Annotated in this window: 26 protein-coding genes; 4 read left to right on the forward strand and 22 right to left on the reverse strand. The window is 64.1% G+C overall.

What is annotated here, in order from left to right; genetic code table 11:
* Positions 1–10: 10 nt before the first annotated feature.
* The 9 genes from QMC81_05100 to yabG form a co-directional block, all read right to left on the reverse strand.
* Positions 11–955, reverse strand: a complete 945-nt coding sequence (locus QMC81_05100; protein MDI6906850.1) for a CAP domain-containing protein — start codon at positions 953–955, stop codon at positions 11–13.
* Positions 956–1,121: 166 nt separating this feature from the next.
* Complete coding sequence (locus QMC81_05105; protein MDI6906851.1) at positions 1,122–1,412, reverse strand: hypothetical protein; 291 nt, start codon at positions 1,410–1,412, stop codon at positions 1,122–1,124.
* A gap of 64 nt (positions 1,413–1,476) precedes the next feature.
* Positions 1,477–1,869, reverse strand: a complete 393-nt coding sequence (locus QMC81_05110) for a hypothetical protein (GenBank protein MDI6906852.1) — start codon at positions 1,867–1,869, stop codon at positions 1,477–1,479.
* Positions 1,870–2,105: 236 nt separating this feature from the next.
* Complete coding sequence (locus QMC81_05115) at positions 2,106–2,312, reverse strand: hypothetical protein (GenBank protein MDI6906853.1); 207 nt, start codon at positions 2,310–2,312, stop codon at positions 2,106–2,108.
* 33 nt (positions 2,313–2,345) lie between these two features.
* A complete protein-coding gene (locus QMC81_05120; GenBank protein ID MDI6906854.1) occupies positions 2,346–2,597 on the reverse strand; it encodes a hypothetical protein in 252 nt (83 codons plus the stop codon).
* Between the two features lie 32 nt (positions 2,598–2,629).
* Entirely contained in the window at positions 2,630–2,815 is a 186-nt protein-coding gene (locus QMC81_05125; GenBank protein ID MDI6906855.1) for a hypothetical protein, read from the reverse strand.
* Positions 2,816–2,995: 180 nt separating this feature from the next.
* On the reverse strand, positions 2,996–3,406 hold the full coding sequence (locus QMC81_05130; protein ID MDI6906856.1) for a hypothetical protein: 411 nt from the start codon (positions 3,404–3,406) through the stop codon (positions 2,996–2,998).
* Positions 3,407–3,510: 104 nt separating this feature from the next.
* On the reverse strand, positions 3,511–3,699 hold the full coding sequence (locus QMC81_05135; protein ID MDI6906857.1) for a hypothetical protein: 189 nt from the start codon (positions 3,697–3,699) through the stop codon (positions 3,511–3,513).
* Positions 3,700–3,893: 194 nt separating this feature from the next.
* Entirely contained in the window at positions 3,894–4,751 is an 858-nt protein-coding gene (gene yabG, locus QMC81_05140) for a sporulation peptidase YabG (GenBank protein MDI6906858.1), read from the reverse strand.
* A 96-nt stretch (positions 4,752–4,847) separates the two neighbouring features.
* Between yabG and QMC81_05145 the strand changes: the two genes are divergently transcribed.
* Complete coding sequence (locus QMC81_05145) at positions 4,848–5,627, forward strand: glycosyltransferase (GenBank protein ID MDI6906859.1); 780 nt, start codon at positions 4,848–4,850, stop codon at positions 5,625–5,627.
* A gap of 57 nt (positions 5,628–5,684) precedes the next feature.
* Here the strand turns inward: QMC81_05145 and QMC81_05150 are convergent, their stop codons facing one another.
* From QMC81_05150 to metG, 10 genes are all read right to left on the reverse strand, one after another.
* Entirely contained in the window at positions 5,685–6,158 is a 474-nt protein-coding gene (locus QMC81_05150; GenBank protein MDI6906860.1) for a ribonuclease H-like YkuK family protein, read from the reverse strand.
* A gap of 47 nt (positions 6,159–6,205) precedes the next feature.
* A complete protein-coding gene (rsmA, locus tag QMC81_05155; GenBank protein ID MDI6906861.1) occupies positions 6,206–7,087 on the reverse strand; it encodes a 16S rRNA (adenine(1518)-N(6)/adenine(1519)-N(6))-dimethyltransferase RsmA in 882 nt (293 codons plus the stop codon).
* 202 nt (positions 7,088–7,289) lie between these two features.
* Positions 7,290–8,297 carry a ubiquitin-like domain-containing protein gene (locus QMC81_05160; protein MDI6906862.1) on the reverse strand — a complete coding sequence of 336 codons (1,008 nt, stop codon included), beginning with the start codon at positions 8,295–8,297 and terminating at the stop codon, positions 7,290–7,292.
* Positions 8,298–8,464: 167 nt separating this feature from the next.
* Positions 8,465–11,530 (reverse strand): SMC family ATPase, encoded by a 3,066-nt coding sequence (locus tag QMC81_05165; protein ID MDI6906863.1) that lies wholly within the window; start codon positions 11,528–11,530, stop codon positions 8,465–8,467.
* Entirely contained in the window at positions 11,527–12,681 is a 1,155-nt protein-coding gene (locus tag QMC81_05170; protein MDI6906864.1) for an exonuclease SbcCD subunit D, read from the reverse strand. Before QMC81_05170 ends, QMC81_05165 begins: the two co-directional genes overlap by 4 nt.
* Positions 12,682–12,770: 89 nt before the next feature.
* Positions 12,771–12,968, reverse strand: a complete 198-nt coding sequence (locus tag QMC81_05175; GenBank protein MDI6906865.1) for a ferredoxin — start codon at positions 12,966–12,968, stop codon at positions 12,771–12,773.
* A gap of 184 nt (positions 12,969–13,152) precedes the next feature.
* Positions 13,153–14,397, reverse strand: coding sequence for a serine hydrolase (locus QMC81_05180; GenBank protein ID MDI6906866.1), 1,245 nt, complete (start codon positions 14,395–14,397; stop codon positions 13,153–13,155).
* A gap of 10 nt (positions 14,398–14,407) precedes the next feature.
* Positions 14,408–14,956 carry a cob(I)yrinic acid a,c-diamide adenosyltransferase gene (gene cobO, locus QMC81_05185; protein ID MDI6906867.1) on the reverse strand — a complete coding sequence of 183 codons (549 nt, stop codon included), beginning with the start codon at positions 14,954–14,956 and terminating at the stop codon, positions 14,408–14,410.
* Between the two features lie 428 nt (positions 14,957–15,384).
* Positions 15,385–16,146, reverse strand: coding sequence for a TatD family hydrolase (locus QMC81_05190; protein ID MDI6906868.1), 762 nt, complete (start codon positions 16,144–16,146; stop codon positions 15,385–15,387).
* Positions 16,146–17,690 (reverse strand): methionine--tRNA ligase, encoded by a 1,545-nt coding sequence (gene metG / locus QMC81_05195; GenBank protein MDI6906869.1) that lies wholly within the window; start codon positions 17,688–17,690, stop codon positions 16,146–16,148. The genes QMC81_05190 and metG overlap by 1 nt, the downstream gene beginning before the upstream one ends.
* Before the next feature lie 231 nt (positions 17,691–17,921).
* Here metG and QMC81_05200 point away from each other — a divergent pair, with 231 nt between their 5' ends.
* Positions 17,922–18,176, forward strand: coding sequence for an AbrB/MazE/SpoVT family DNA-binding domain-containing protein (locus QMC81_05200; protein ID MDI6906870.1), 255 nt, complete (start codon positions 17,922–17,924; stop codon positions 18,174–18,176).
* A 420-nt stretch (positions 18,177–18,596) separates the two neighbouring features.
* Entirely contained in the window at positions 18,597–19,829 is a 1,233-nt protein-coding gene (locus tag QMC81_05205; protein MDI6906871.1) for an IS110 family transposase, read from the forward strand.
* Between the two features lie 148 nt (positions 19,830–19,977).
* On the opposite strand, the gene QMC81_05210 is transcribed toward QMC81_05205, so the two are convergent.
* The gene (locus QMC81_05210) at positions 19,978–20,715 is read right to left on the reverse strand and encodes a YkgJ family cysteine cluster protein (GenBank protein ID MDI6906872.1); all 738 of its coding nucleotides are present in this window, start codon (positions 20,713–20,715) and stop codon (positions 19,978–19,980) included.
* 153 nt (positions 20,716–20,868) lie between these two features.
* On the opposite strand from QMC81_05210, the gene QMC81_05215 reads away from it, so the two are divergent.
* A complete protein-coding gene (locus QMC81_05215; GenBank protein MDI6906873.1) occupies positions 20,869–21,720 on the forward strand; it encodes an ATP-dependent Clp protease proteolytic subunit in 852 nt (283 codons plus the stop codon).
* 111 nt (positions 21,721–21,831) lie between these two features.
* Here QMC81_05215 and QMC81_05220 read toward each other — a convergent pair whose 3' ends face one another.
* Together QMC81_05220 and QMC81_05225 are read right to left on the reverse strand one after the other, a co-directional pair.
* Positions 21,832–22,161: a hypothetical protein gene (locus QMC81_05220; protein ID MDI6906874.1), complete on the reverse strand. Its 330-nt coding sequence runs from the start codon at positions 22,159–22,161 to the stop codon at positions 21,832–21,834.
* A 77-nt stretch (positions 22,162–22,238) separates the two neighbouring features.
* Positions 22,239–23,027 (reverse strand): N-acetylmuramoyl-L-alanine amidase, encoded by a 789-nt coding sequence (locus QMC81_05225; GenBank protein ID MDI6906875.1) that lies wholly within the window; start codon positions 23,025–23,027, stop codon positions 22,239–22,241.
* Between the last annotated feature and the right edge of the window lie 42 nt (positions 23,028–23,069).

Below are 23,069 nucleotides of genomic sequence, written 5' to 3' on the forward strand. Positions count from 1 at the left end.
GTTACTCGGCTCAGCCGGTGAACATCTGGACCCAGATTTTCCCGTACGGGCTCCCCTGAACGACCCCGATCCCGACCCGGGTGAAATTGGGACTCAGGATGTTCGCCCGGTGGCCCGGGGAATTCATCAAGTTCATGTGCGCCGAGTCCACCGTTGACGCCCCGGCCAGGTTCTCGCCGGCATAGCGGTAGCTCACGCCGTAGCGGCGCATCATGTCAAAGGGCGAGCCATAGGTGGGCGAGTTGTGGTCGAAGTAGCCCAGGCGGACCATATCCGCGGCCTTCATGCGCGCCAGCTTCACCAGTTCCGGATCGGCGACCAGCGGTTTCAGACCGCGGGCCGTCCTCTCCTTGTTGACCAGCGCGAGCATTTTCGCCTCGTCCGCCGAGAGGCTCGCGTTCCCGGCCGGCGGCTCGGGCTGGGGCTGCGGCTTCGGTTGCGGTTGCGGTTGCGGTTGCGGTTGCGGCTGGGGCTGCGGTTGAACCTGCGGCGGCGGCGTGGTGCCGCTCAGCCGACCGTTGATCAGGATGGCGACGTAGATATCGCCCCGGATGTCGACCCCGACCTGGTTGAAGTAGCTCTTCATCGCCAGGGCCGATGGACTTGTCCACGCCCGGACCACGGCATCCCGGCTCGACAGCCTGGCGATGCTTTCACCGCCGCGGCTGTAGGAGATACGGCACCGGTCGGCCAGGGTGAAGACAGACCCAAAGGTCGGTGAGCGGTAGCCGAAGTAGTGCCTGTCCACCATGTCCCCGGCATGGACGGCGGCCAGGCCACAGAGGGCGGGATTGACGGCCAGCGCCTTGAGCCCGGCCGCCTGGCGCGCCTGGTTGACGGCGGCCACGAGCGCGGCTTCATCGGCGGACAGCGCGGCCTGGGCCTGAGCGGCCGGGACACACAACGCCATCAAGAGAAACGCCAGGACGACAAGAAACGTTACCCTTCTTTGCATAGAGCCCCTCCTTTTGCCTGATTTGGACTGGTTTATCCAATCATAGAGTCCAGCAGCCAAATTAGGCAAATAGCGGGCTCTTTGCTCATCTTTTTTAACATTTAAGAAGGAGGAATATACTCCTGTATAAAGCAAATTGATGCTAATTCTGGGGTAATGGGATATTTTAGTCAAAATTTAATGTTTCGGCCTCTATATTCAGTTCACGCAACAGGCTCAGGGCCTCCTGGGACGCCGGGCCGCCGATAACGAGCCGGACCAGGCCGGCCCGCAGCATCCCTATCAGCCTCGGCAGGGGATCCAGCGGCTCCCCGGACGCAAAGGGTTCTTTCAGCGCGGCGGAGAGCCCGTTGTTGAACCCCAGGGAGCTTCCTTCCGCGAACCCCTTCTCGTACCCGGCCTCGAAACCGATGGCGTAACCCTGGTTGTAACCAAGATCCCATTCGCGTTTAGCCATAGCTGCCCTCCCCCGGGGAACACCTCCCTGTATCATATTAGGATAACGGCATAGTGTGCGTGGTCTACGGCAACGCCAAATCCCCCGGCTTATAGATCACCACTCCCAGCCCGTCGGTGATCACCAGGTTGTGCGGTTCCGGTCCCCTGCCGTCGACGAAACAGGTCAGGATGAACATCTTCTTGGCGTAATAGGCCTTCCGGAAGCGGTGAAGCAGGAGTTCATCGAGGTTTGGCATCTCGGCCACCAGCTCCTGCCCGTTGAAGACCTGCAGAGTATACCGGCCGTCTCCCTGGCGCTGGAAATTGACGTGCACCCGGGCCTGCCCGTCTTCGGCGTATTCCGACACCCGCGCCACCAGCTTTTTTACCTCCTCGAGGGCCTGTTCCTTTTGCAGATAGCGGGTGCCGATCACAGGAACCTCATTGATGACCGTAAGGACAACCTCTCCGTTCATAGGCACTCTCCTTTTTTTGCTAGTATATGACATAAAAAGGAAGGGTGCCCGTAATGCTGCCTAAGTATACAATGTTTCCCAGTCGCTCAAGAAGATCCCCGATCTATAGACCGGAGAACTTCGACCTGGGCCCGGTGACCGACTGGATCCAGCAACACTGGTTCTGCCCCCGGTTCTAATGGAAAACCGCCAGGCGTTGCCTGGCGGTTAGTATTAGGGGTATGGGCCCCTAAGGTTCATGAATCGTCATCATCGTGGATCTTGCAGAATTCCCAATCTTCATGCGCACAGTTGTTAATGGTCGTGCATTTCGTGAAAATGACATAAATAACCTTCTTAACGCAGCAGCATTCATCGTCCAAACAAGGTTTGCCCCTACCCGCTGCACCCGCAGCTTCTCTGACCGCCTCAAGTACGGCTTTGAGTTGATCCTCGCTAACCATGGCTATACCTCCCCTTCCGTTTGCGTACATGCACTAGTCCACTTTACAGAATATCCAATCTTCATGCGCACAGTTGTTGATCGTCAGGCAATTGGTAAATACCACGTAGATAACCCACTCAACACAGCAGCATTCTTCATCCTCGGTGTCTCCGTTCGCTTCCCCGGGCGTCCGGCCGGCAGCGTTTTTGGTCAGCGTCCCGCTCTTCATCTCATCCATACGTGACCCTCCTTCTTTGCCAGTAACCGCGTCAAGTGCGGCTTTGATTTGCTCCTTACTGACCATGGTCATGCCCCCCTTCTTTTAGCGTAGATGCACTAGTCCACTTTACAGAATTTCCAATCTTCATGCGCACAGTTATTAATCGTCAGGCACTTGGTAAATACCACGTAGACAACCCGGTCAACGCAGCAGCATTCTTCATCCTTTGTGCCTCCGTTCGCTTCCCCGGGCGTCTGGCCGGCATCGCCTTCGATCAGCGTCCCGCTCTTCATCTCATCCATACATAACCCTCCTTTTTTACCAGTGGCTTTACTGTATTACCAAGTTATGCTATCTGCATTCTATTGGTGCCGTTGTTACCAGCACCCCATAAAATTTTCAAAGGCAGCCTCTCCGGGGAGGGCTGCCTGGGGAAACTTTCACGCGGGCTCAGGGGTCCAGTAGGGAGAATTTTGGTTTTCTTAGGCAAGCTGGACGTTAAGCATCCGGTCCTGACACACCGTGACCGTGAACTCCACGTTCAGGACCGCGCCAATGGTCCCGTCCGTGAGGACGACGTCCGTCAAGGTCGGCGTATAGTCGACGATCGCCGGGACAGCCGGGCAGGGGTGAACACCCTCGGGCAAGGCTGCTGTTCCCGTGCCTTCGATATGGCAATAGTCATAGCCGGTGGCGAACTGGTATTCCAGCGAAAGGTGGTAGGAGAACTCAATCTGCGGATTCTCACCGAATATCGCCTCGGCACCGGTTATTACCACATGGAACTCATCCCCCAGGGCCACCGGTGCAAACTGGGGCGAACCGGTGATCGTATCGGAAAAGGTGACCGTTTGTTCAGTAACCACGTTAGCGCAAATCAATGCGCTGGCCATACCTTCCTGACCTCCTTTTAGTCTATTTTCCGATCCATGGTATGCCGGGGTATCTTTGTTGGTCACTGTCGATCCATCCCTGGCGAACTGCCGACCATATCGCCCTATGCCTGTTTGTTCCTGATAACGTGCCCTTTTCGGACCAGGCCGGTCACATCCAATTGTATCCGCCGGGGCTCGGGCCGGCCCAACCCTTTTCGCGTAACCTTCAACAGCAGGTGGTCACCCTGGGGCAACACATTAAAGACCAGCCGGCAGCGGGGGCACATGATGGCCTCTTGCACACGCGACACCGGCCACACCGCCCCGCAGGGGCACTGCCACCTTACCTTTTGTTCAGCCAATCGCTTTCACCTCGCAACACAGGGTTCCAATACCTTTCCCGCCATGCTATGCACCGGCGGCCCCGGATGACCGCGAAAGGCCGGGCCTCCGGGTGACTTCTCCCGGGGGCCCGGCCCGTTTCAACCTGGCGCGGGGCGTCCTCTCAGTAAGCCGAGCGCGGCGCCCCTATGCGGTGAAGGCCCCGCGTCTCAAGACCCCCGATTCCGGGGTAGCCGGTGATCGTCGCTTCAATGACTTCCTTTAAGCCGATGGACCGGTGCACCGGCGTGTAAGCCAGTTTTTCCACTATGAACACCGGGTCGAAGGCATGGATCAGCACCCGCTCCGGCGAACTGGCGAAGTTCGCCCCCGCTTCCAGGATGGCCTCGTAGTAGGACTGGCAGGCACCGGCGAAGATCACCAGGTCGTCGAGGTTTTTTTCAAACCGCCGCGCCTCGCGCACCGCCTCCACGAAGTGGCGGGAGTTGCGGTAGTTATCCATGTTGCGGAAATCGGTCTTCCCCTTAGTGTAGGCGTCGTGGCCGGTCAGGACCAGGATGTTGGGACGGTGCTTCTCCAGCAGTCCGTACACTTCCTTGGGCTGTTTGTTCTCCGGGATGTGGTAGCCGTCGTGCGGAACACCCAGCTGCTTGTAGGTGGTCATGCATAGTTCCAGGTAATCAGGGTCCCCGTCCAGGTGAAGGACCTGCCCCGGAACGTCAAAGGTCGCCACGTCCTGCCGCGAAAGGCTGCGTATCTGTTCCTGCTCCCGCCTTTCAAAGCAGCGCTTGATCCTCTCACCCTGGTTGACCATGGTCTCCCGCCAGTGCGCGGCCACCACGTCCGGCGGCAGCTTTTCGAGGTCGTCGAGCGGTGCGTCGGCGATCAGGCGGACCAACAGGCCGCATAAAACGGCCATCACCCGGCCGTCGTCGTTCCGGTACAGTTCACGGACCTTAAAGTAAAGGTCCTTGTTATATGATTTACGGCCCACGATATCCCCGACCGCGATCTCGGGCACGCCTTTTCCCTCCTCCAGCCAGTGAAGTTAATTTTATCTTATGAGTGGAAGAGGGAATCGGCTCCCCGCCATATGATGAATTGGGAGGGGATGCCATTGATCTGTGCCGTGATACCGGTACAAAACGAAGAGGCCGGCGTCGGGCGGGTGCTGGACCAGGTACTCGCGCAGCCCGTCGACCTGGTTATCCCGGTCCTTAACGGAAGCAGCGACCGTTCCCCTGAGATCATCCGGAATTATGCGGCGGACCCCCGGATAGCTCCCCTCGTCTTCCCTGTTCCTCTGGGCCTCGACATCCCCCGGGCCGTCGGCGCCGCCCGCGCCCGGGCCTTGAAGGCCTCGGCCGTCCTCTTCGTCGACGGCGATATGAGCGGGGATGTCGGACCGGCCCTCCGGGACCTGCTGGGGGCCGTCACCCGCGGCGGACTGGACCTCGCCCTCACCGACTGTTACCCGCCTGACGCCGCCGGACCGTCCTCGCCGCTGGCACGGACATTGCTCGACGTCCGCCGCCTTCTCAACCGCGCCCTGGGGCTCCCGGGCCTCGGCGGGGCATCCCCCTGCCATGGGCCGCACGCGGTCAGCGCCCGGTTCCTGGAGACGGTTCCCCTGGAGGCCCTCGCCGTGCCCCCGGTGGCCCTGGTCCGGTCCGCCCTCGCCGGCCTGGCGGTCGGGGTCGCCGCTTCCCTGCCCCACGCCGCCCTGGGTTCCCCCGACCGCGGCGAGGACCACGCCCTGAAGCTGGCCGAGACCATCATCGGCGACCACCTGGAGGCCTTTTGCGTCTTCTCGGGGAAAAAAAACAGATCCCGCGTCCTCCGGGGCCTGACCTTTGACGGTTACGACTCCGAAAGGCGCAGGGATCTCCTGTTCTAGGCCACCAGGGCCGAACGCAAAACCCCACCCCCGGACCGGCGCCTGAACAGGGTGGGGTTATTTGGTGTGGCGGTCGGCGACCGAGGAGGCGCCGTAGGCGTCAGGTTTGATCTTGGCCGCGAAACCACTGCCGGTAACCATCCCGACGACCTCGCGGATGAGTTCCTTCGTCTCTCCGTGGGACCCGACGTCGATATGGATCTCGACCTTGTGCTCGTCACCGCCGCGGCTGGCGAAGCTCCTGGCGACCATGCCCCCGATCTCGAGGCTCAAGGACGTCTCGAAGAAAATCTTCTGTCGCAGGCTCGTGATCTTGCGGTGCAGGCGCTTGCGGTAGAAGTAGCGCGCACCCTTGCCCAGGCGGTGGACAATGACGGCAGTGATGAAGTGGGTCCGGCCCTTCATCACCTGCGAGTCGGAGCCGATGATGATCCGGTACTCCGACGTCGGCACGCCGGTGATGTAGTCCATCACCTCGTTCATCATCTCGTCGAAAGAGAGCCTGCCCTTGGTGGGACTTGTAAGGTACATCGCTTCAGCACCCTCTCTTTCTTATACAGGGCTGCCTGCCAATATCATTATAACACCGCTTTCCCTCCTTGTAACGCAAACCACGCCCGGACCAGCCGGCCAAACTCCTCCAGGGAAAGCGTTTCGCCGCGGCGTCCGGGATCCAGGCCCTCCCGGCGCATCAGCCGCGCCCACGTTTCACGGCCGCCCAGGCCCGCCCCCTCCAGCGCCTTGGGCAGGACCTTCCGCCGTTGCCCGAAGGCCGCCCGGACCAGGCGGAAGAAAGCCGCGGGGTCGGGCACGTCCACCGCCGGGCGTGCCCGGCGGGCCAGGGCGACGACGGCCGAATCAACCGCCGGGGGCGGGAAGAAGCTCCCCGGCGACACCCGGCAGACCAGGGACGGCTCGGTGTAGAACTGCACCAGGACGCTCAGGGCGCCGTAGGCCTTCGTCCCCGGGGAGGCGACCAGCCGTTCGGCGACCTCCTTCTGGACCATGACCACCGCGCGCCGGGGCGCCGGCGAGGCCTCCAGCAAACGGATGATGATCGGCGTGGTCACGTAATAGGGCAGGTTGGCCGCCACCTTGTACGGCCCTTCCAGGCCCCGCTCGCGCAACAGGGCACCGAAGTCGATCCGGGTGGCGTCGGCGGCGACCACTTCCACCCCCGGCCTGTCCCCCAGGGTCTCGGCCAGCACCGGCAGAAGGTCACGGTCCAGCTCCAGGGCGATGACCCGCGCGCCGGCGTCGGCCAGGCGCCGGGTAAGGGCCCCCAGCCCGGGACCGATCTCGATCACCGTCTCCCCCGGCCGCACATCCACCGCCGCCACGACCTTGTCCAACACCCCGGCATTGACCAGGTAGTTCTGGCCGAGGGCCTTCTTCGGGCGCAGGCCGTGACGCGCCAGAAGGGCGCGTGCCCTGGTCGGCGACAGTACTTCGTCGGACATCAGCAAAACCCCCGTAAAGCAAAAACCGGGCCGCGCCCGGTATCACCCCGCTTCAATCCGGTCATCCCCGTCCCCTTACAAACTCAGCAACCGAAAGCCCCGCTTGAATGATGACTTGCCGCATGTCATATCCCCTTCGCTCTAGAAAAGTCAACCCGAGGATATTATATCCTGTCGTGAATTCTATTGAAATGCCCCTGTTCTACTCCAAAACGTAGACCCGGACCTGCCTGACGCCCCACTGCAGGGCGGCATCCCGGGTGGTGAAGAAGACATCCACCGTTTGCCCCTTGACGGCCCCGCCGGTGTCCATGGCCCGGGCATAACCGTAGCCTTCGATGTATAGCCCGGTTCCCAGGGGGATCACTTGCGGGTCCACGGCCACGATGCCCGGCGCCGGGGCGACGCCGGTAGCGCAGTTGTTGCCGGTGTAGGTGTAGGCCGTGGCGCGCATGTCGCGGGCCTCCCGGAAGTGGATGATCCGGCCGCCGCGGGAGACCGTGCCGGCCACGCCCATCGCCACCACCTGATGCCGCGGAGCGCTCAGCGTACGCCGGTCAACCAGCCGCTCGTGGACGGGTTCCCCGTCGTGGCACACGATCTCCCACCGCTGCAGTTCCTCTCCGGTGCGTCCCGGGCGGATCACCTGGTAGAGCCCCCGCGCCAGGTGCCCGTCCGGGCGCCGGACGACGCGGTAGGGGACCGGCACCCGCCGTTCCTCAACCCTTAAGTCCACCCTGGTGACCTTGATCGTCATCCCCGCCCGCACCGGCGAGACCGAATCCGGTTCGACGAAGTCATACCGCCCCAGGGTAATGCCGCAGCCCCGGAGCACCTCGCCGACGCTCCCGGCCGCCGTCAGGAGGCGCCGCGTTTGCCCGTCAACCCGCACCGCGACCGGGACGGCGCGCAGAACCCTGATCCGGGCACCGTCCCGCAGTTTTTCCTCCGGCGCGGGGGAGACGGTGTCGTGGGGGCCCAGGCGCAGTCCGCACTCGGCCAACACTCCGGCCACGGTGTCCCGGTAGGTGACCACGCGCCACGAGCGGTCCCCGTCGGTGACCGTGACGTTCTTTTTCGCCCAAGCCCAGCCCGCCAGGCCCACCAACATTACGAGCAGCGCCGCCAGGGCCAAGGCCCGCGGCAGGAGGGTGCGCCGTTCGGGGTACCGCCGGCGGCCGGATACGCCCCTCGGGCGGACGCGCTTCACCTTGCACCTGCTTGCCTGTATATGGCATACATACCATCCCATTCCAACCACCGGGAAGTGGATTCCCCTTGGAAGGGCCGGTTTCCTGCCACAAAGGCGGGGTAATATGCTCGAACGGGCTCAATCGGACGCGACCGTCTGCAGCCCTTCGCGGGCGATGTCGAGCCTTAGGCTACCGTGAATCCGGCTGTGCTCCCCCTTTGCGTGGGCCGGACTTCGAGCCGGGCGCCGATGCGCTCCTTGAGTTCGGGCACGTGGGAGATGATGCCGACCAGGCGCCCCCCGGCCTGCAGTTCCACGAGCGCCCGCATCGCCAGGTCCAGAGTCTCCGGGTCGAGGGTACCGAAACCTTCGTCGACAAAAATGGTGTCGAGGTGGATGCCCCCGCTGTACGCCTGAACCACGTCCGCCAAACCGAGGGCCAGGGAGAGCGAGGCCAGGAAGGTCTCCCCGCCCGACAGGGTGGTCACGTCGCGTTCCGTGCCGGTATAGGCGTCGTAGACCCTGAGGTCGAGGCCCCCGGCGCTCCGGCCGTCGCGGCGATCCACGGTCCGCAGCAGGTGGTAGCGCCCGCGGCTCATCAGCTTCAACCGCTGGGTGGCGGCCAGGGTCACGTCGTCGAGGAGGGCGCCGAGCACGAAGCGCTGGAAGGTCAGGCCGTAGGCGTTCTTGCCGTTGGCGACCTCGGCCAGGCGCCCGGCCACCGCATAACGCCGTTGAAGCAGATCCAACGTCTCTTCGAGGTCCCGTACCGCCGCCAGCCATCCGCTTTCGTTCTTGACCTGCGTCTCCAGGTTGGCCTGCTTCTTCACGAGCCCGTCCCGCGCCGCGTCCGCGGTGTCAAGGGCCGCCCGCAGCGCCCCCAGGTCCGGCTCCGCCAGCCCCGCCGCCGCGCGCTCCGCCTTCTCCAGCGCCCCCTGCGCCTTCTGGGTTTCCGTTTCAAAGGCCCTGATCTCCCGCTCCAGGGCCGCGACGTCTTCGGGGGCCTTCCGGGCCGCCGCGTAGGCGGCGAAGTCTGCAAACCCTTCGGCCTTCAGGCGCCTGGCGAAAGCGTCTTCTTCCTCCTGCACCCGGCGGGCGGCGTCTTCCCAAAACCTCTTGGCGCTCGCCAGGGCCGCCCGGGCGGCCGCCGTATCCCGCCCCGCATCCTCCGCCTCCCGGCGGGCCTCCTCCAGCGCCTCGGCCAGCCGCCGGCAAAGGTCCTCGGCCTCCGCCTGCGCCCGCTGTAAGGCCTCCGGGAGGCGCAGGTCGGCCGGCACGGCCTTCTCCCTCTCGCCCACCAAAGCACGGGCCGCCTGCCAGGCGTCGCGGGCCTCCCGGAGGCGGGCCTCGGTCTCCTGCAGTCCCTCTTCGGCCTCCGCCACCCGGCGCTTGAGCCCTGCGACTTCCTGCTCCAAGCCGGCCGCGGCCGCCGACGCCTGCCGGGCTCCCGCCAGCCGCCGGCGGAGGTCCTTCACCCGTTCATCCGGTTCCCCGGCCGCGGGGAGGCCGGCCTCGGCCAGCTCCTGCTCCAGGAGCCGGACCTGCCCCTCCAGGGACTCCTTCCGCCGCCCTATCTCGGCCAGCACCTCCCGGGCCCGGTCCCGTGCTTCTTCCGCCGCCGTCGCCCTTTGTTCCGCGGCCCGCACTTCATCCTCCGCCGGGACTTCGCCCGTCCGTTCGGCCGGCGCCGGGTGCTCCAGCGCGCCGCAAACCGGGCAGGGCCGCCCGGGTGTCAGCCGGGCGGCGAGGACCGCCGCCCGGCCGCGTATCCACGCCTCCTGTAAACGGGACAGCAGAGCCCTGGCCTGCCCGTAGGCCGTTTCCAGCGCCTCAAGCTTTCTGCGGGCGGCAACATCCCCGGCCCGGATTTCCTCAAGGGCGACCCGGTGCCGGTCCAGTTCGTTCCGGGCCTTCTGCACCTTCTCGGCGGCCTGTAGTTTGAGGGCCAGGACGTCGACCTGGTATGCCGCCTCCCGTGCCCTATCCCGTTCCTCCGTCTTCGTTTCCAGCAGGCGCCGGGCGGCATCAAGCTCGCGCGCGGCACCTTCCCGCGCGGCCGCCAGGGCCCGTCCGGCCTTTTCCCTGACCGTCAGGTCCCGGCGGGCCTCGTCCAGGGCCGCCACCCTGCCCTCCAGCTCCTTCAGGCGGGCCGCTTCCCGCTCGGCCGCCCGGCGGTCATCCTTTCGCCCCTCTTCCCGCGCGAGGCGGGCGCGGGCCCGCTCCAGCCGTCCCTCCGCCTGGTCCAGGGCCGTCCCCGCCCGGATGAGGGCGGCGTGCGCCTCTTGCGCGTCCTCCCGCCGCGCCTGGAGGGTTTCCTCCAGCGGCGCCAGGAACTGCGCCCGGCGGGCCCGCTCCAGTTCCCGCCGCAGGCCTTCTACCGCCTCCCGGCGCGCCTCCAGCCGCCGGAGGGCCTCTTCAGCTTCCCGCTTCTCCCGCAGCCTGGTCGCCGCCTGTTCGCCGGCCTCCAGGGCCCTTTGCGCCGCCCCGGCCCTGTCCGCAGCCTCAAGGACCTCGCGCGCCAGTGCATCCAGCTCTTCAAGGTGCGCCGCCAACCTGGCCTCCAGCCCGGCCCGGTCCTCGGCTTTCGCCTCCTGGAGCAGCCATTCCCGCCGCTCCCGCACGCTCTTCAGTTCCAGCCCCAGCTTGTTGGCCTCCGCCTTGAGGGCCTCTTCCAGGCGCCGGTACAGCTGGGTGCGGAACAGGACCTCCAGGATCTTCTGCCGCTCCCGGGAGTCGGCCGCCAACAGGCGGCGGAACCGGCCCTGGGGGAGCACGACCACCTGCCGGAACTGGTCGCTCTTAAAACCCAACAGCTTCTCCACCGCCTCCGTCACCCGGCTCCAGCCGGCGGCCAGGACGGTCCCCTCTTCCCCGTCCCCCGCGGAACCGGTCCGCGCCCACAGGACGGCGTCGGCGGGCGTCGTGGTCATCCCCTCGCCGCGGACCTTGGGGCGCTCCTGCTGCGGGCGGCGCCAGACGCGATAGGTGGCGCCCCCCAGGATGAAGTCGAAAGTGACCTCGGTGGTCACGGCGCGGTCGGCGTGGTGGCTGCGCATGTCCCGCCCGTCCCGCTCCGCCCCGCTGGTGTCGCCGTAGAGGGCGAAACAAATGGCGTCCAGGATGCTCGTTTTCCCGGCCCCCGTGGGGCCGTGGATGAGAAAGAGGGAATGGCCGCCGAGCGCGGTAAAGTCCAGCTCCTGCGTCCCGGCGTAGGGCCCGAAGGCCGTCATCGCCAACCTGACCGGTCTCACGCTTCCGCCTCCCGTTCATGCCGGTTAACGGCCTCCGTGACCGTTTTGAAGGCTTCCCTCTCCGCCCCGGACAGGGGGTTGCCGGTAACCTGCTCGAAGAAGGCGGCGAAGAGGTCGCTCTCGCTCTGGCGGCGGTGGTCGCCCGACGGCCCGCGCAGCTCCCCGCCCAACGTCAGGTGGGGCCGTTCGATGTGCAGGACGTTGGGGTAGACGGCGCGGAGTTGCCCCATGGCGTCCAGGATGGCGCCGGTGTCCTGCAGGGTGACCATCAGGTAGTCGTCCCGGTTTTCCCCGTTCTTCGGTCCCTTCAGGATGTCCCGCAGGCAACCCGCGAGGCAGCGGACCTCGCGCCGCGGAGTAAGACGGACGGCATCCCAGGTGACTCTCCCGGCGGCGTCGATTTCGACCACCGTCACCGACTTCCGGTGGTCGGCCTCGGAGAAAGAGTATTTCAAGAGCGAGCCGGCATAGCGTTGATGGGGGGCGCCGGCCTCCTGCGGCCGGTGCAGGTGGCCCAGGGCGGCGTAATGAAAGGCGGCGAACCTCTCCGGCGCCACCTGGCCGGCGCCGCCCACGGCCAGCTCCCGTTCCGACTCGCTGGCGCTCCCGCCGGCCACGAAGCAATGGCCCACGGCCACACGCCGCGCGCCGTCCGGCACCCGGGCGAGGGCATGGCGGATCAGGACATCGAGGGCCGCATCGTGGTCCTGGGCCCTCTCCCCCGGGAACCTCTCGCGGACCAGGGCGGGCTCCAAGTAGGGCAGGGGGACGAAATGAACCGGCCCCCACCGGTCCGGAATTGCTACCAGCGGCAGGTCGCCGTCGGGCTCGCCGACGATGTGCAGTTTCAGCCGTCCGAGCAGGCGCCGGCCGAAGGCCAGGCGCTTGGGCCCGTCGTGGTTGCCGGCGATCACAATCACGTGCGCGCCCACGTCGAGCACCAGGCGGGACAGCGTCTCGTCCAGAAGGGCCACGGCCTCCGGCGGCGGCACGGCGCGGTCATAGACGTCCCCGGCGATAAGAATCACCTCGGGCCGCACCTCCTTGGCCAGCCGGATAAAGTCGTCCAGGACGTGGGCCTGATCGTCGGTCAGGTGCACACCGTAAAAGATGCGCCCCAGGTGCCAGTCGGCCGTGTGCAGGATGCGCAAGAGTGCTTCTCCTTTCCAATCCTGAAAAAAATAACCCCCTACCGTGTAGTTACTCCCACGGTAGGGGGTTATCCTTCTATACGCCGCTGTCAGCCCTCTTCCCAGCGGATGCACTGCGCCGGGCAGGAGTCGACGGCTTCCTGGATTTCGTCATCCGAAGCCCCCGCCGGGTCGATGACCTCCGCCTTGCCCGTCGCCTCGTTCATCTTGAACACTCCCGGGCACAGGGCCTCGCAGGTACCGCATTCCTGGCACTCGTCGCTGTCCAGCACCACTATCCTGGCCATCCTTCCCTCTCCTTTCAAATTTCAAAGCCGTTAATGATCATCTGACAATTAATTATGCAGCAACATCTCGCTCCTGGCAAGTCCCGTTCCTCGGTTTAAGTTAAGGGTCAGTCACCTTACTTAAAAAAGTTTCACTGCTCGATGACAGGTTCGGATGCTTCTTCCGGCAAGGCGCCGGTGCGCCTCATTTCGAGTTCGGCTCCTTTTGCTCCAAACGGACGACGACGGCCCGCCCGCCGGGCTCCCAGTCCACTTCCGCCCCCAGCACCTGAGCCACAAAGCGCAGGGGTACGAAGGTGCACCCGTTGTGGGCGACGGGCGCCGTGTCCATAACGTATTCGACACCATCAACAAGACAGGTGTTCCGCCCAAGGGCCAGCCTGACGGCCTTGTTTCCCGCAACCGTAATCTCCCCGGTGTCCGCGTCCCACTCCACCCTGGCGCCGAGCGCCTCGGCAACGAGGCGCAGGGGGACCTGTGTCCGGTTATTCTCATCCACGAAAGCGGGGATAACGGCCTCACCCGCGGGCTCACCGTCGACGGACAGGACCTTGACATCGACCAGCCTGCCCTGATAGTCGTAGACCAGCCGGGAAATCCTTTGGATGACGCGGTAGGCCTGCGCCACGCCGGGGGTCTGCTTGCTGAAGACGGCGAGGATGTACGGGTTCCGGGGGTGTTCGACGTATCCCACGTCGTTGTAAGTGCCGGTGGGAGGCCAGTTGCCGATCTTGTGCGCCACCCTGGTTCCGGGCGGGAGCAGTTTGGGGATGCGGTCGTTGAAGACCGTGTTCCGGAGGTGGTTGAGCAGGATCTCTCCTTCGGCGGGGTGGGCATCGGCAAATTCGAGAAGGCGGTACATATATAGCGCCATATCCTGCGGGCAGGTGATGTTCTGTCTGTCGTCGACCACCAGGCCCCCCCAGCCCCGCATGGCATCCTTGACCTTTGCCTTTCCCAGGCGCCGGAGCAGCATGTTGGTGGCCACGTTATCGCTGTAGACGATGGAATACCGGGACAATGTGGCGATATCGTATTGAGACCCCACCGGTTTATGCTGCAGGACGCCCGTCCCGCCCTCGTAGTCCCGTTCCAGGTAGGTGAGTTTTTCCAGGGGGTCAACGAGGCCCGCCGCTACTTGTTCATAAAGGTAGAGGTTCATCGGGAGTTTAAAGGTGCTCGCCGCGTGAAAGACCTCGAGGTGGTTGATGCCGAGGCCGGCCCCCGTTTTGAGGTCGACCAGGCAGATGCCGTAGGTGCCCTGCTCGCCAGCCAGTAAGCTGGTCAGTTGGTCAACAAGCGGGGCGTACCGGCCGTTGTTCTCCAAAGCGTCGATCCCGGCCGCCCGCGCCTGCGGGGTAAACGCAAGCATACAGCAAAGTGTCACCACCAGGATGCTCGCCTTCCAAACCGCTTTCTTTCCGCTCATAGCGTTCTCCCTAGTATTCTATTCCCTTCTGGGCTTTGATGCCATGCGTGTAGTGGTGCTTGACCTCCCGCATCTCGGTCACCAGGTCGGCGCGGGTGACGACCGTTTCCGGGGCGCCGCGCCCGGTGAGAGCCAGGTGTAAGGATGGGGAACGGGCGTCCAGGATGGCGTGCAGGTCTTCCTCGGCCAGGAGACCCAGGCTGAGGGCGACGAAGATTTCATCCAGCACTACGAGGTCCCATTCCCCGCCCGCCACGGCCTCACGTGCGACGGTGAGGGCCTGGCGTGCGGCCTCCCGGTGGGGGCGCAGCTCATCCTCCCCTCGGCCGCGGACGAACCCGAGGCCCAGCGGCCGGATCTCGAAGCCTTCCAGGCGCCGGACCGCCTCGCGCTCCCCGGCCGGCCAGGACGGGCTCTTCAGGAACTGCAGGACCAGCACGCGCATTCCCTGCCCCCAGGCGCGCAGGCCCAGGCCCAGGGCGGCCGTCGTCTTGCCCTTCCCGTCCCCGGTGAAGACCATCACCAGGCCGCGGCGAACCGAGTCTTTAGGCTTGCTCATGTCCAACCCCCGCTATCGTGGGGGTGGGGGGTCTTCACCTGAGCGACTTGCGGAGCTTCGGTAACCGTTCTTAGCGAAGGTGAGTTAAGCGTGGCCCCGACGAGGACCGTGAGCGGGCGCTTCCGCTGTTCATTTCCGCAGAGGTACGGTTTTCTTCCAAACCTGCTTCTCAGGAACCCGGGCGGGCGCGGAGGCCCGCCCCTAATGAAAAACTGCGCCCGCGAATCAATCCGCAGGAGGGTCAGCCACGCTCCGATCCAGCACTCAACCTACACCCTTTGTTACGGAACCGTGCCTAAGGGTTGGGTCTTGCACGAGATCAGGTTGAGTGCTGGACGCAGCGAAGCACCGGAGCGCAAGGGGAAGCCCCCCACCCCAGATTACTTTTCTCGAAACGCGAACAGCGCCGGCCGTCAGCCGAGCCCGCCTCAACTAAACCCGAACAACGCCCGCGCGTTGGCCGTGGTCCGCGCGGCCAGCTCGTCGAGCGTCATTCCCCGCAGCTCCGCCACCGCCCGCGCCGTGTAAACGACGAAAGCCGGCTCATTGCGCCGCCCGCGCTTCGGCACCGGGGCCAGGTACGGGCAGTCGGTCTCCACCAGCAGGCGGTCGAGCGGCACCGAGGCCGCCACCTGCCGCAGGGCCTCGCTCCGGGGGAAGGTGATAACCCCGGCGAAGGAGATGTGGTAACCGAGATCCAGGCATTCCCCGGCCATCGCCCGGTCACCCGAGAAACAGTGCATCACGCCGCGGCCATGCCCGGCCTCCCGGAGGATAGCCAGGGTGTCTTCCCCGGCCTCCCGGGAATGCACGATTACGGGCCGGCCGAGTTCGTGCGCCAGTTCCATCTGGGCCTGGAAAACCTCGCGCTGCACGGGGCGCGGGGAGAAGTCGTAGTGGTAGTCCAGGCCGATCTCGCCGACGGCCACCACCTTCGGGTGCCGCGCCAGGTCGGCCACCCGGGACAGGTAGTCCTTGGGCGCGGCGGCCGCCTCGTGGGGGTGGACGCCGACGGCGGCCCAGATGAAGGGAAAGCGTTCGGCGAGGGCGACGGAGGCGGACGCGGAAGACAGGCCGGAGGCCACGGTGAGGATCGTGGTCACCCCCGCCTCTTGGGCGCGGCGAACCACCTCGTGGAGGTCCGGCGCGAACTTCTTGTCGTCCAGGTGGGCGTGGGTGTCGGTAAGCATTACTCCTTCGTCTCGAGCCGCGGGAAGAGCGGCACCCCGCGGTTTTGGCGCGTCCCGGCCGGGGTCTTCCCCCAGACCAGGGAGTCCCAGGTGTGCAGGTCGGCCCGCTCGGAAAGCCCGAGCTGCGCCCAGGCGCGGGGCGCGAAGCCGGGCATGAACGGCGTCAGCAGCACCGTAATGAACCGGTAGGCCTCGGCCAGGTTGTACAGGACGGTGACGAGCCGCTCCCGTTTCGCCGGGTCCTTCGCCAGGCTCCAGGGCGACGTTTCCTCGATGTACTTGTTGGCGCGGGAGACCAGCTTCCAGGCCGCCGTCAGGGCATTGGCGAGCTCCAGGTTGTCGACCAGCCGGGCGACCTCGCCCGGGGCCTGCAGGGCGGTGCCGATCAGGTCCTCGTCCAGCGGGTCGTCGCCCCGGACCGGGGCCTCGAGCACCCCGCCCAGGTACTTGTTGATCATGGCCGTGGTGCGGCTTAAGAGGTTGCCCAGGTCGTTGGCCAGGTCGATGTTGATGCGGTTCCGCAGGGCCTCCTCGCTGTAGTAGGCGTCGGCACCGAAGGGCATCTCGCGCAGGAGGTAGTAGCGGATGGCGTCCACGCCGTACTTGTCGATGAGCACCAGGGGGTCGATGACGTTCCCTTTGGACTTGGACATCTTGCCGCCCTCGAGGAGCAGCCAGCCGTGGCCGACGACCCGCTTCGGGAGCGGGATGCCGGCGGCCATCAGGATGATCGGCCAAATGATGCAGTGGAAGCGGACGATGTCCTTGCCGACCAGGTGCACGTCGGCCGGCCAGAAGCGCCGGTAAAGGCTGTCGTCCTCGCTCCCGTAGTCGAGGGCCGAGATGTAGTTCGTCAGGGCGTCGACCCAGACGTAGACGACGTGCTTGGGGTCGAAGGGCACCGGGATGCCCCAGTCGAAGGTGGTGCGGGAGACACAGAGGTCCTCCAGGCCCATCCTGACGAAGCTCACGACCTCGTTGCGCCGGGTGACGGGCTGGATGAAGTCGGGGTGCTCCTCGATGTAGGCCAGCAGGCGGTCGGCGTACCTGGACATGCGGAAGAAGTAGCTCTCCTCCTGCAGGAGTTCGACCCCCCGCCCGCAGTCCGGGCAGTTCCCGTCCACAAGCTGGCGCTCCGTCCAGAAGGTCTCGCAGGGGCTGCAGTACCAGCCCTCGTAAGCGGCTTTATAGATGTCCCCCTGCTCGTGCAGGCGGGTGAAGAGGTCGGCCACCACCCGCTTGTGCCGGGGCTCGGTGGTGCGGATGAAGTCGGAGTACTCGATGCCGAGGGCCGCCCAGAGGCGCTTGAACCCGGCCACGATCTCGTCCACGTACTCCTGCGGCGACCGGCCGCGGCTCTTCGCCGCCCGTTCGATCTTCTGCCCGTGCTCGTCGGAGCCGGTCAGGAACCACACGTCGTGCCCCGTGAGGCGCTTGAAGCGGGCCACCGCGTCGGCGGCCACCGTGGTATAGGCATGCCCGATGTGCAGGTTGTCGCTCGGGTAGTAAATGGGCGTGGTGATGTAGAAAGTCGGCCTGGACACAGGCCATCCCTTCTTTCTTCCAAGAACTACCGACAATTCTAACCGAGCAAATTCTTGCTTGTCAAGCCACGCCTGGCACGCTCTCCCTTCTCCTGGCACCATCCTCCCTTGTCCAACATTGTTACCAAAAAATTGCGCAAACCTATTGACTTATCATGGAATGCTTGGTACCATTTACTTGCATTATCATGTAGTGTTTTGTCGAAACCAACATAGGAGGGGAGGGGAAGTATGAAATCGACAGGTATTGTGCGCAAAGTGGACGAGCTCGGCCGGGTGGTTATCCCGATAGAGCTGCGGCGGACTCTGGGCATCGAAGAAAAAGACGCCCTGGAAATTTACGTCGACAACGAGAAGATTATTCTCAAGAAATATGAGCCCGCCTGCGTCTTCTGCGGCAATGCCGCGGACGTCCAGCATTACCGCGGGAAGCTGGTATGCCGGGAATGCGCTGTGGCGATGTTCGAAAAGGCCAAGGCCATCTAGCCCTGGGCCTGGACAAGCCGGTAACAAGAAAGGGGATGCTCGTGCAGCATCCCCTTTTTATGCTGCCGCTTTTAAGTAAAGTGCCTGACCCCTCGTATAATTCAGTTGGAAACTCGGTCTGAACAATTGAGTTGAGGGCGTATCTCTGAGACAATCAACATAGCGTTGGTCGGGGCCGCTCTTTGACCCCTTGAGGCCCGGAGGAACCCGGTGACTTCTTAAGTAAGAGTGAGAACCTGAGTTCGGTGTGCATTTCTCACCGTGAGCTGAGCCGGCCGCCTACCCGGCCCCGGAGATCAGCAGCGCCGGGGGTGCACCCGTGTGGCAAGCGGTCGAGTTCTTATCGTCTGCGAGGTTGTTAACGCACCGAAACCTCAGGGATACGCCCCCATTCTAACCACGCGGGGAGGGTTGGGATAATTGAGTTCCATTTACTGTGGCATCGATGTCAGTGCTGACTCCTGCGTGGTCTGTTGTCTGGATCATACCGGCCAGGCCCTCGGGGCCACCAGGTCGTTTAGCAATGACCTGGTGGGGGCTGAGGAACTGGTCGCCTTCTTGGTAGCGTTGGCCAAAGAACATGAAGCTTCCGGTTTGGAGATCGGGCTTGAGGCCACCTCGGTTTACGGCATCCACCTGCGTGACTTTTTACTCGCTGCTCGAGAGCTGGCCGAATTCGCCGCTCAGGTTTACGAGATCAATCCGTACCTGGTGGCGAGCTTTAAGAAGGCCCTCCCGAAACGCCCCAAGACCGATCACCTCGATGCGGCCGCCATCGCCGAGCGGGTGCGCTTTGGGCATCTCCCGCCGTTTACACCGGTACGGGCGGTTACCAGTCCTCTTCTACAGCTGACACGTTTTCGCCTGCATATCGTGCAGACCTTAGCCCTGGAGCAGACCCGGGCGCGTAACTACATCTTTCTGAAGTTCTCGAACTACCACCGGGACAAGCCCTTCAGTTCTCTCTTCGGCAATTCCTCACTGGCAGTACTCACGGAGTATACCCCTGAGGAACTGCTGAACCTGGAGTTGGAAGACCTGGCCGCGTTTATTCTCAGCAACGGTAACCATAGTCTGAAAGACCCCAAGGAATACGCCCGCTCTTTGCAGGCCACGGCCCGACGGGCCTATCGCCTGCAGCCGCAGATGGGCTCGGCGGTGGAGACCGTGCTTGGCATGACGCTTGCCAACATTGACTTTTTCAAGGGCCAGATCCGTAAGCTGGACCAGCTTATCGGCCGCCATCTGAAGGCTATCCCGCAGACCCTGACCACGGTTCCCGGTATCGGTCCAGTGACCGCCGCCGGGATGATCGCGGAAATCGGGGACATCGCACGTTTCCCCAGTGAGAGGGCTTTGGCCCAGTATGCAGGCTTGACCTGGAGCCGCTACCAGTCCGGAAACTTCGATGCCGAGGATCGTTCACTATCAAAAACCGGCAACCGCTATCTTCGCTATTACCTGGTTGAGGCAGCCAACTCGTTGCGGGTGCATAACGAGGAGTACCGTGCCTACTACCAGACCAAGTATGGGGAGGTCCCCAAGCATCAACACAAACGGGCGTTGGTCTTAACGGCCCGAAAGCTGGTCCGCCTGGTCTATGCACTGCTGAGCAAAGGCCAAATCTATGGCAAGGGGCAGGTGAGCCTGTAAACCCTTCACTCCGATCTTAGGTTTACCATTTATTACCGGCTACCTTATCCTGTAGTTGGTCCAATCATTTGTTGCTTTCTTGAGATCGAATCTAATGATTTTCCAGTTTGACCCCCTTGACTGTTGCACCGTGAGTCTTACTTAAAACTTAGAACTGGAAGCGGGCGGCGCGCTCCATGTATTTCTCCAGGAGCGGGCTCTCCCCGGTGGCCAGGTACTCCCGGATGACGTCCGGGCGCCGGGCGCGCAGGCCCTCGTTAAGGATGGTCACCGCCAGGTGGGTCGGCGGCGGGAGCATGGTCTGGTCCTGGAAGACGACCTGCGAGGGCAGGATGCGCGTGTCCAGCATCAGGATGCCGAACAGGAGCGCGTGCACCTCCGGGGTGCGCATTTTCCGCCCGCCCGGCTCGGCGTTCGGGCAGTAAGGCAGCCGGAATTCGACGATTTTCCTCGGGAGGGTTATCCCGTGCTCCCGCTGGTACTTCTCGGCGACCTTCTCCAGGTCGCGCGTCCGGTTCTGCTTCTCGTAGTCATCCGGGTGCAGTACGTTGTAGACGCGGCAGCTTAACGGGCGCACCGGGTGGATCAGGCAGTTCTTGTCCTCGCCCAGGAACGGGCAGCCGACCCCCGGCTCGGCCAGTTCGAGATAGAAGAACTCAACGGCCTTGCGGATCAGCTCCTGGTGGCGGTCCCCAAGGTGGTCCCGGATATAGCGGTAAATATTCAGGTACTCGGCCAGCGCCGCCGGCGGCGGGTCTATGCAACACCGGCCGCAGCGCCGGCAGTCCCCGTCCGGCACCTGCGCATAAACTTTTTCCAGCGCCTCAAACATCCGGCTGCTTTCGGCGAAGGCCAGGGCCGAATAAACTTGCGAGATTGGCAACATGTCCTGCGCTCTCCCCTTTCCCACTGCACCATTCCAAAGAAATTCGCGCCGCACAATGCGACATCCTTCCGGCGACCTTTGCATCAGCGGCGCCGGATGGGGTAAAATCTTGGTATATGACCCCGAACATCCGTCTGAAGGGGGCCTGGCGCCTTGGGCTTTTCCTTCTTCGATATCTTCTGGATCATCTTCCTGCTCACGGCCATCATCCCGATGCTCCGCCAGCAGGCCATTGAGCGGACCCGACTCCGGCTCATCCACCAGATCGAACAAAAAAGAGGGTCCCGCGTCATCACCCTCATCCACCGTCAGGAACTCCTGAGCCTTCTCGGCATTCCCCTGACCCGGTTCATCAACATCGAGGACTCAGAGCAGGTCCTGCGGGCCATCCGGCTGACGCCCGACGACCTGCCGATCGACCTGGTGCTGCACACCCCGGGCGGGCTGGTCCTGGCCGCCGAACAGATCGCCCGCGCTCTCCAGAAGCACCCGGCCCGGGTAACGATCTTCGTGCCCCACTACGCGATGTCCGGCGGGACGATGATCTCCCTGGCCGCCGACGAAATCGTCATGGACGAAAATGCCGTCCTGGGCCCGGTCGACCCGCAACTCGGCAACTACCCCGCCGCATCTATTTTAGAGGCCGTGCGCCAGAAAGGCAAGGAAAAGGTCGACGACGAGACCCTGATCATGGCCGACATCTCGGCCAAGGCCTTGAACCAGGTAGAGGACTTCGTGCGGGAGTTGCTCTCGGACAAGATGAGCGCGGAGGACGCCCGGACCGTCGCCCGGGCGCTTTCCAGCGGCCAGTGGACGCATGACTACCCGATCACCTGCGAGAAGCTCTGCGGCCTGGGCCTGCCGGTGAGGAACGAAATGCCGCCGGAGGTCTACCAGTTAATGGAGCTTTATCCCCAGCCCGCCCAGCGCCGTCCCTCGGTGCAGTTCATCCCGGTCCCCTACCGCGGCCGAGAGGAAAACGGGCGGCGGGGCGGCAACGGGTAGAGCGCCGGGCGCGGACGGGCAGCCCGCACCCTTTCCCCGCCGGGTCCGGCTACGCGAATCAATGAGGGTAGGGGATCTCTCCCGGAGCGGCTTGCGGATCATCAACGGCTGTTAACGCCCCTCCAGCTCTATCAGGCCCGCGCCGGGGCAGGACGGCGGCGTGCCGTCCGGGCTCACGCAACTCACCTGCACCTTCGCCCGGTGCGGCAGGTAGTGCCAGACAAGGGCGCTGAAGTGTTCAATCGTCCCGGGCCGGGCCGCGTGCACCTGGCGGACCCGGACTCCATCGACCCACTCACTGGCCTTATACTCAAGTTCCCGGTCGAGATACGGTTTCACCGCATCGGCGATGTCCTCGTCGGCGTCCTCGAGGTATACCTGTTGACCGTCAAAACAGAGCTTGCCCCCCAGCCGTCCGCGGGTCAGAAAAGCGACCAGCAAAGCGATAACGCCTCCCTGTTTGTGTTTCCGGTTTGTGTCTAATATAACCCGCGAACCGGAATTTGACAAATCCCCCTCTACGGGCTTATGGGCCGGGGCTCGGCCTGCTGAAAGGTCTCGATGACCTTTTCGTCGAGCCAGTGGGTGGACGGCATCGCCTGCTCGGCGAAATACTTGACGATGCCGGAGTGGATCGCGAAGGCCACCCGGTCCTGGTAGGAGGGGTCCTGGAGCAGGCGGCGTTCCTTTGAATTCGTCAGGAAACCGACCTCCACGATCACCGCCGGCACGCTGCTCTCCCGGCAGAGGAAATAGTCGTTTTCCTTGGGCACCCGGCGGGTGTTCGCCAGGATACGCACCAGTTCGGCCTGGATGGCGTGGCTGAGCCTTTTTGCCGGCTCGGAACCGGGGCAGGAAAAGGTCTGAGCGCCATGCTGGCCGGGGTCGCTGAAGCTGTTGGCGTGGATGCTGACCATAACGTCCGCCCTGTGCTCCCGGGCCAGGGCGACGCGCCGGGCAAGATCCTCCCTCCGCACGGAGGAAAGGCGGCCGTCCTTCTCCCGCGTCATGACCACCTGCGCCCCTCCCTGGCGCAGGTAATCGGCCAGCCGCTTGGCGATGGCCAGGTTGATGTCCTTCTCCAGCACGCCGTCGGCGCGCATTCCACTGTCCGCGCCGCCGTGTCCGGCGTCGACGACGATCGTTTTGTTTACCAGGAGCCAGGACAGGGCGGCCACCGTCCGCCGCTGCAGGTACTGGTCCACCAGGCGGTAGCCCTGGAGGGCCAGCAGAATTCCGCCGATAAACAATGCCAGCAGGATGGCATGGCCCAGCCGCAGGCGGTATACGCCCCCGTAAAATGGCAAAATAAGACCCCCTTTCCAGTTACTCGTTAAAGAGTATGCTAC

It is taken from the genome of Thermoanaerobacterales bacterium, assembly GCA_030019475.1.
Lineage (GTDB): Bacteria > Bacillota > Desulfotomaculia > Desulfotomaculales > JASEER01 > JASEER01.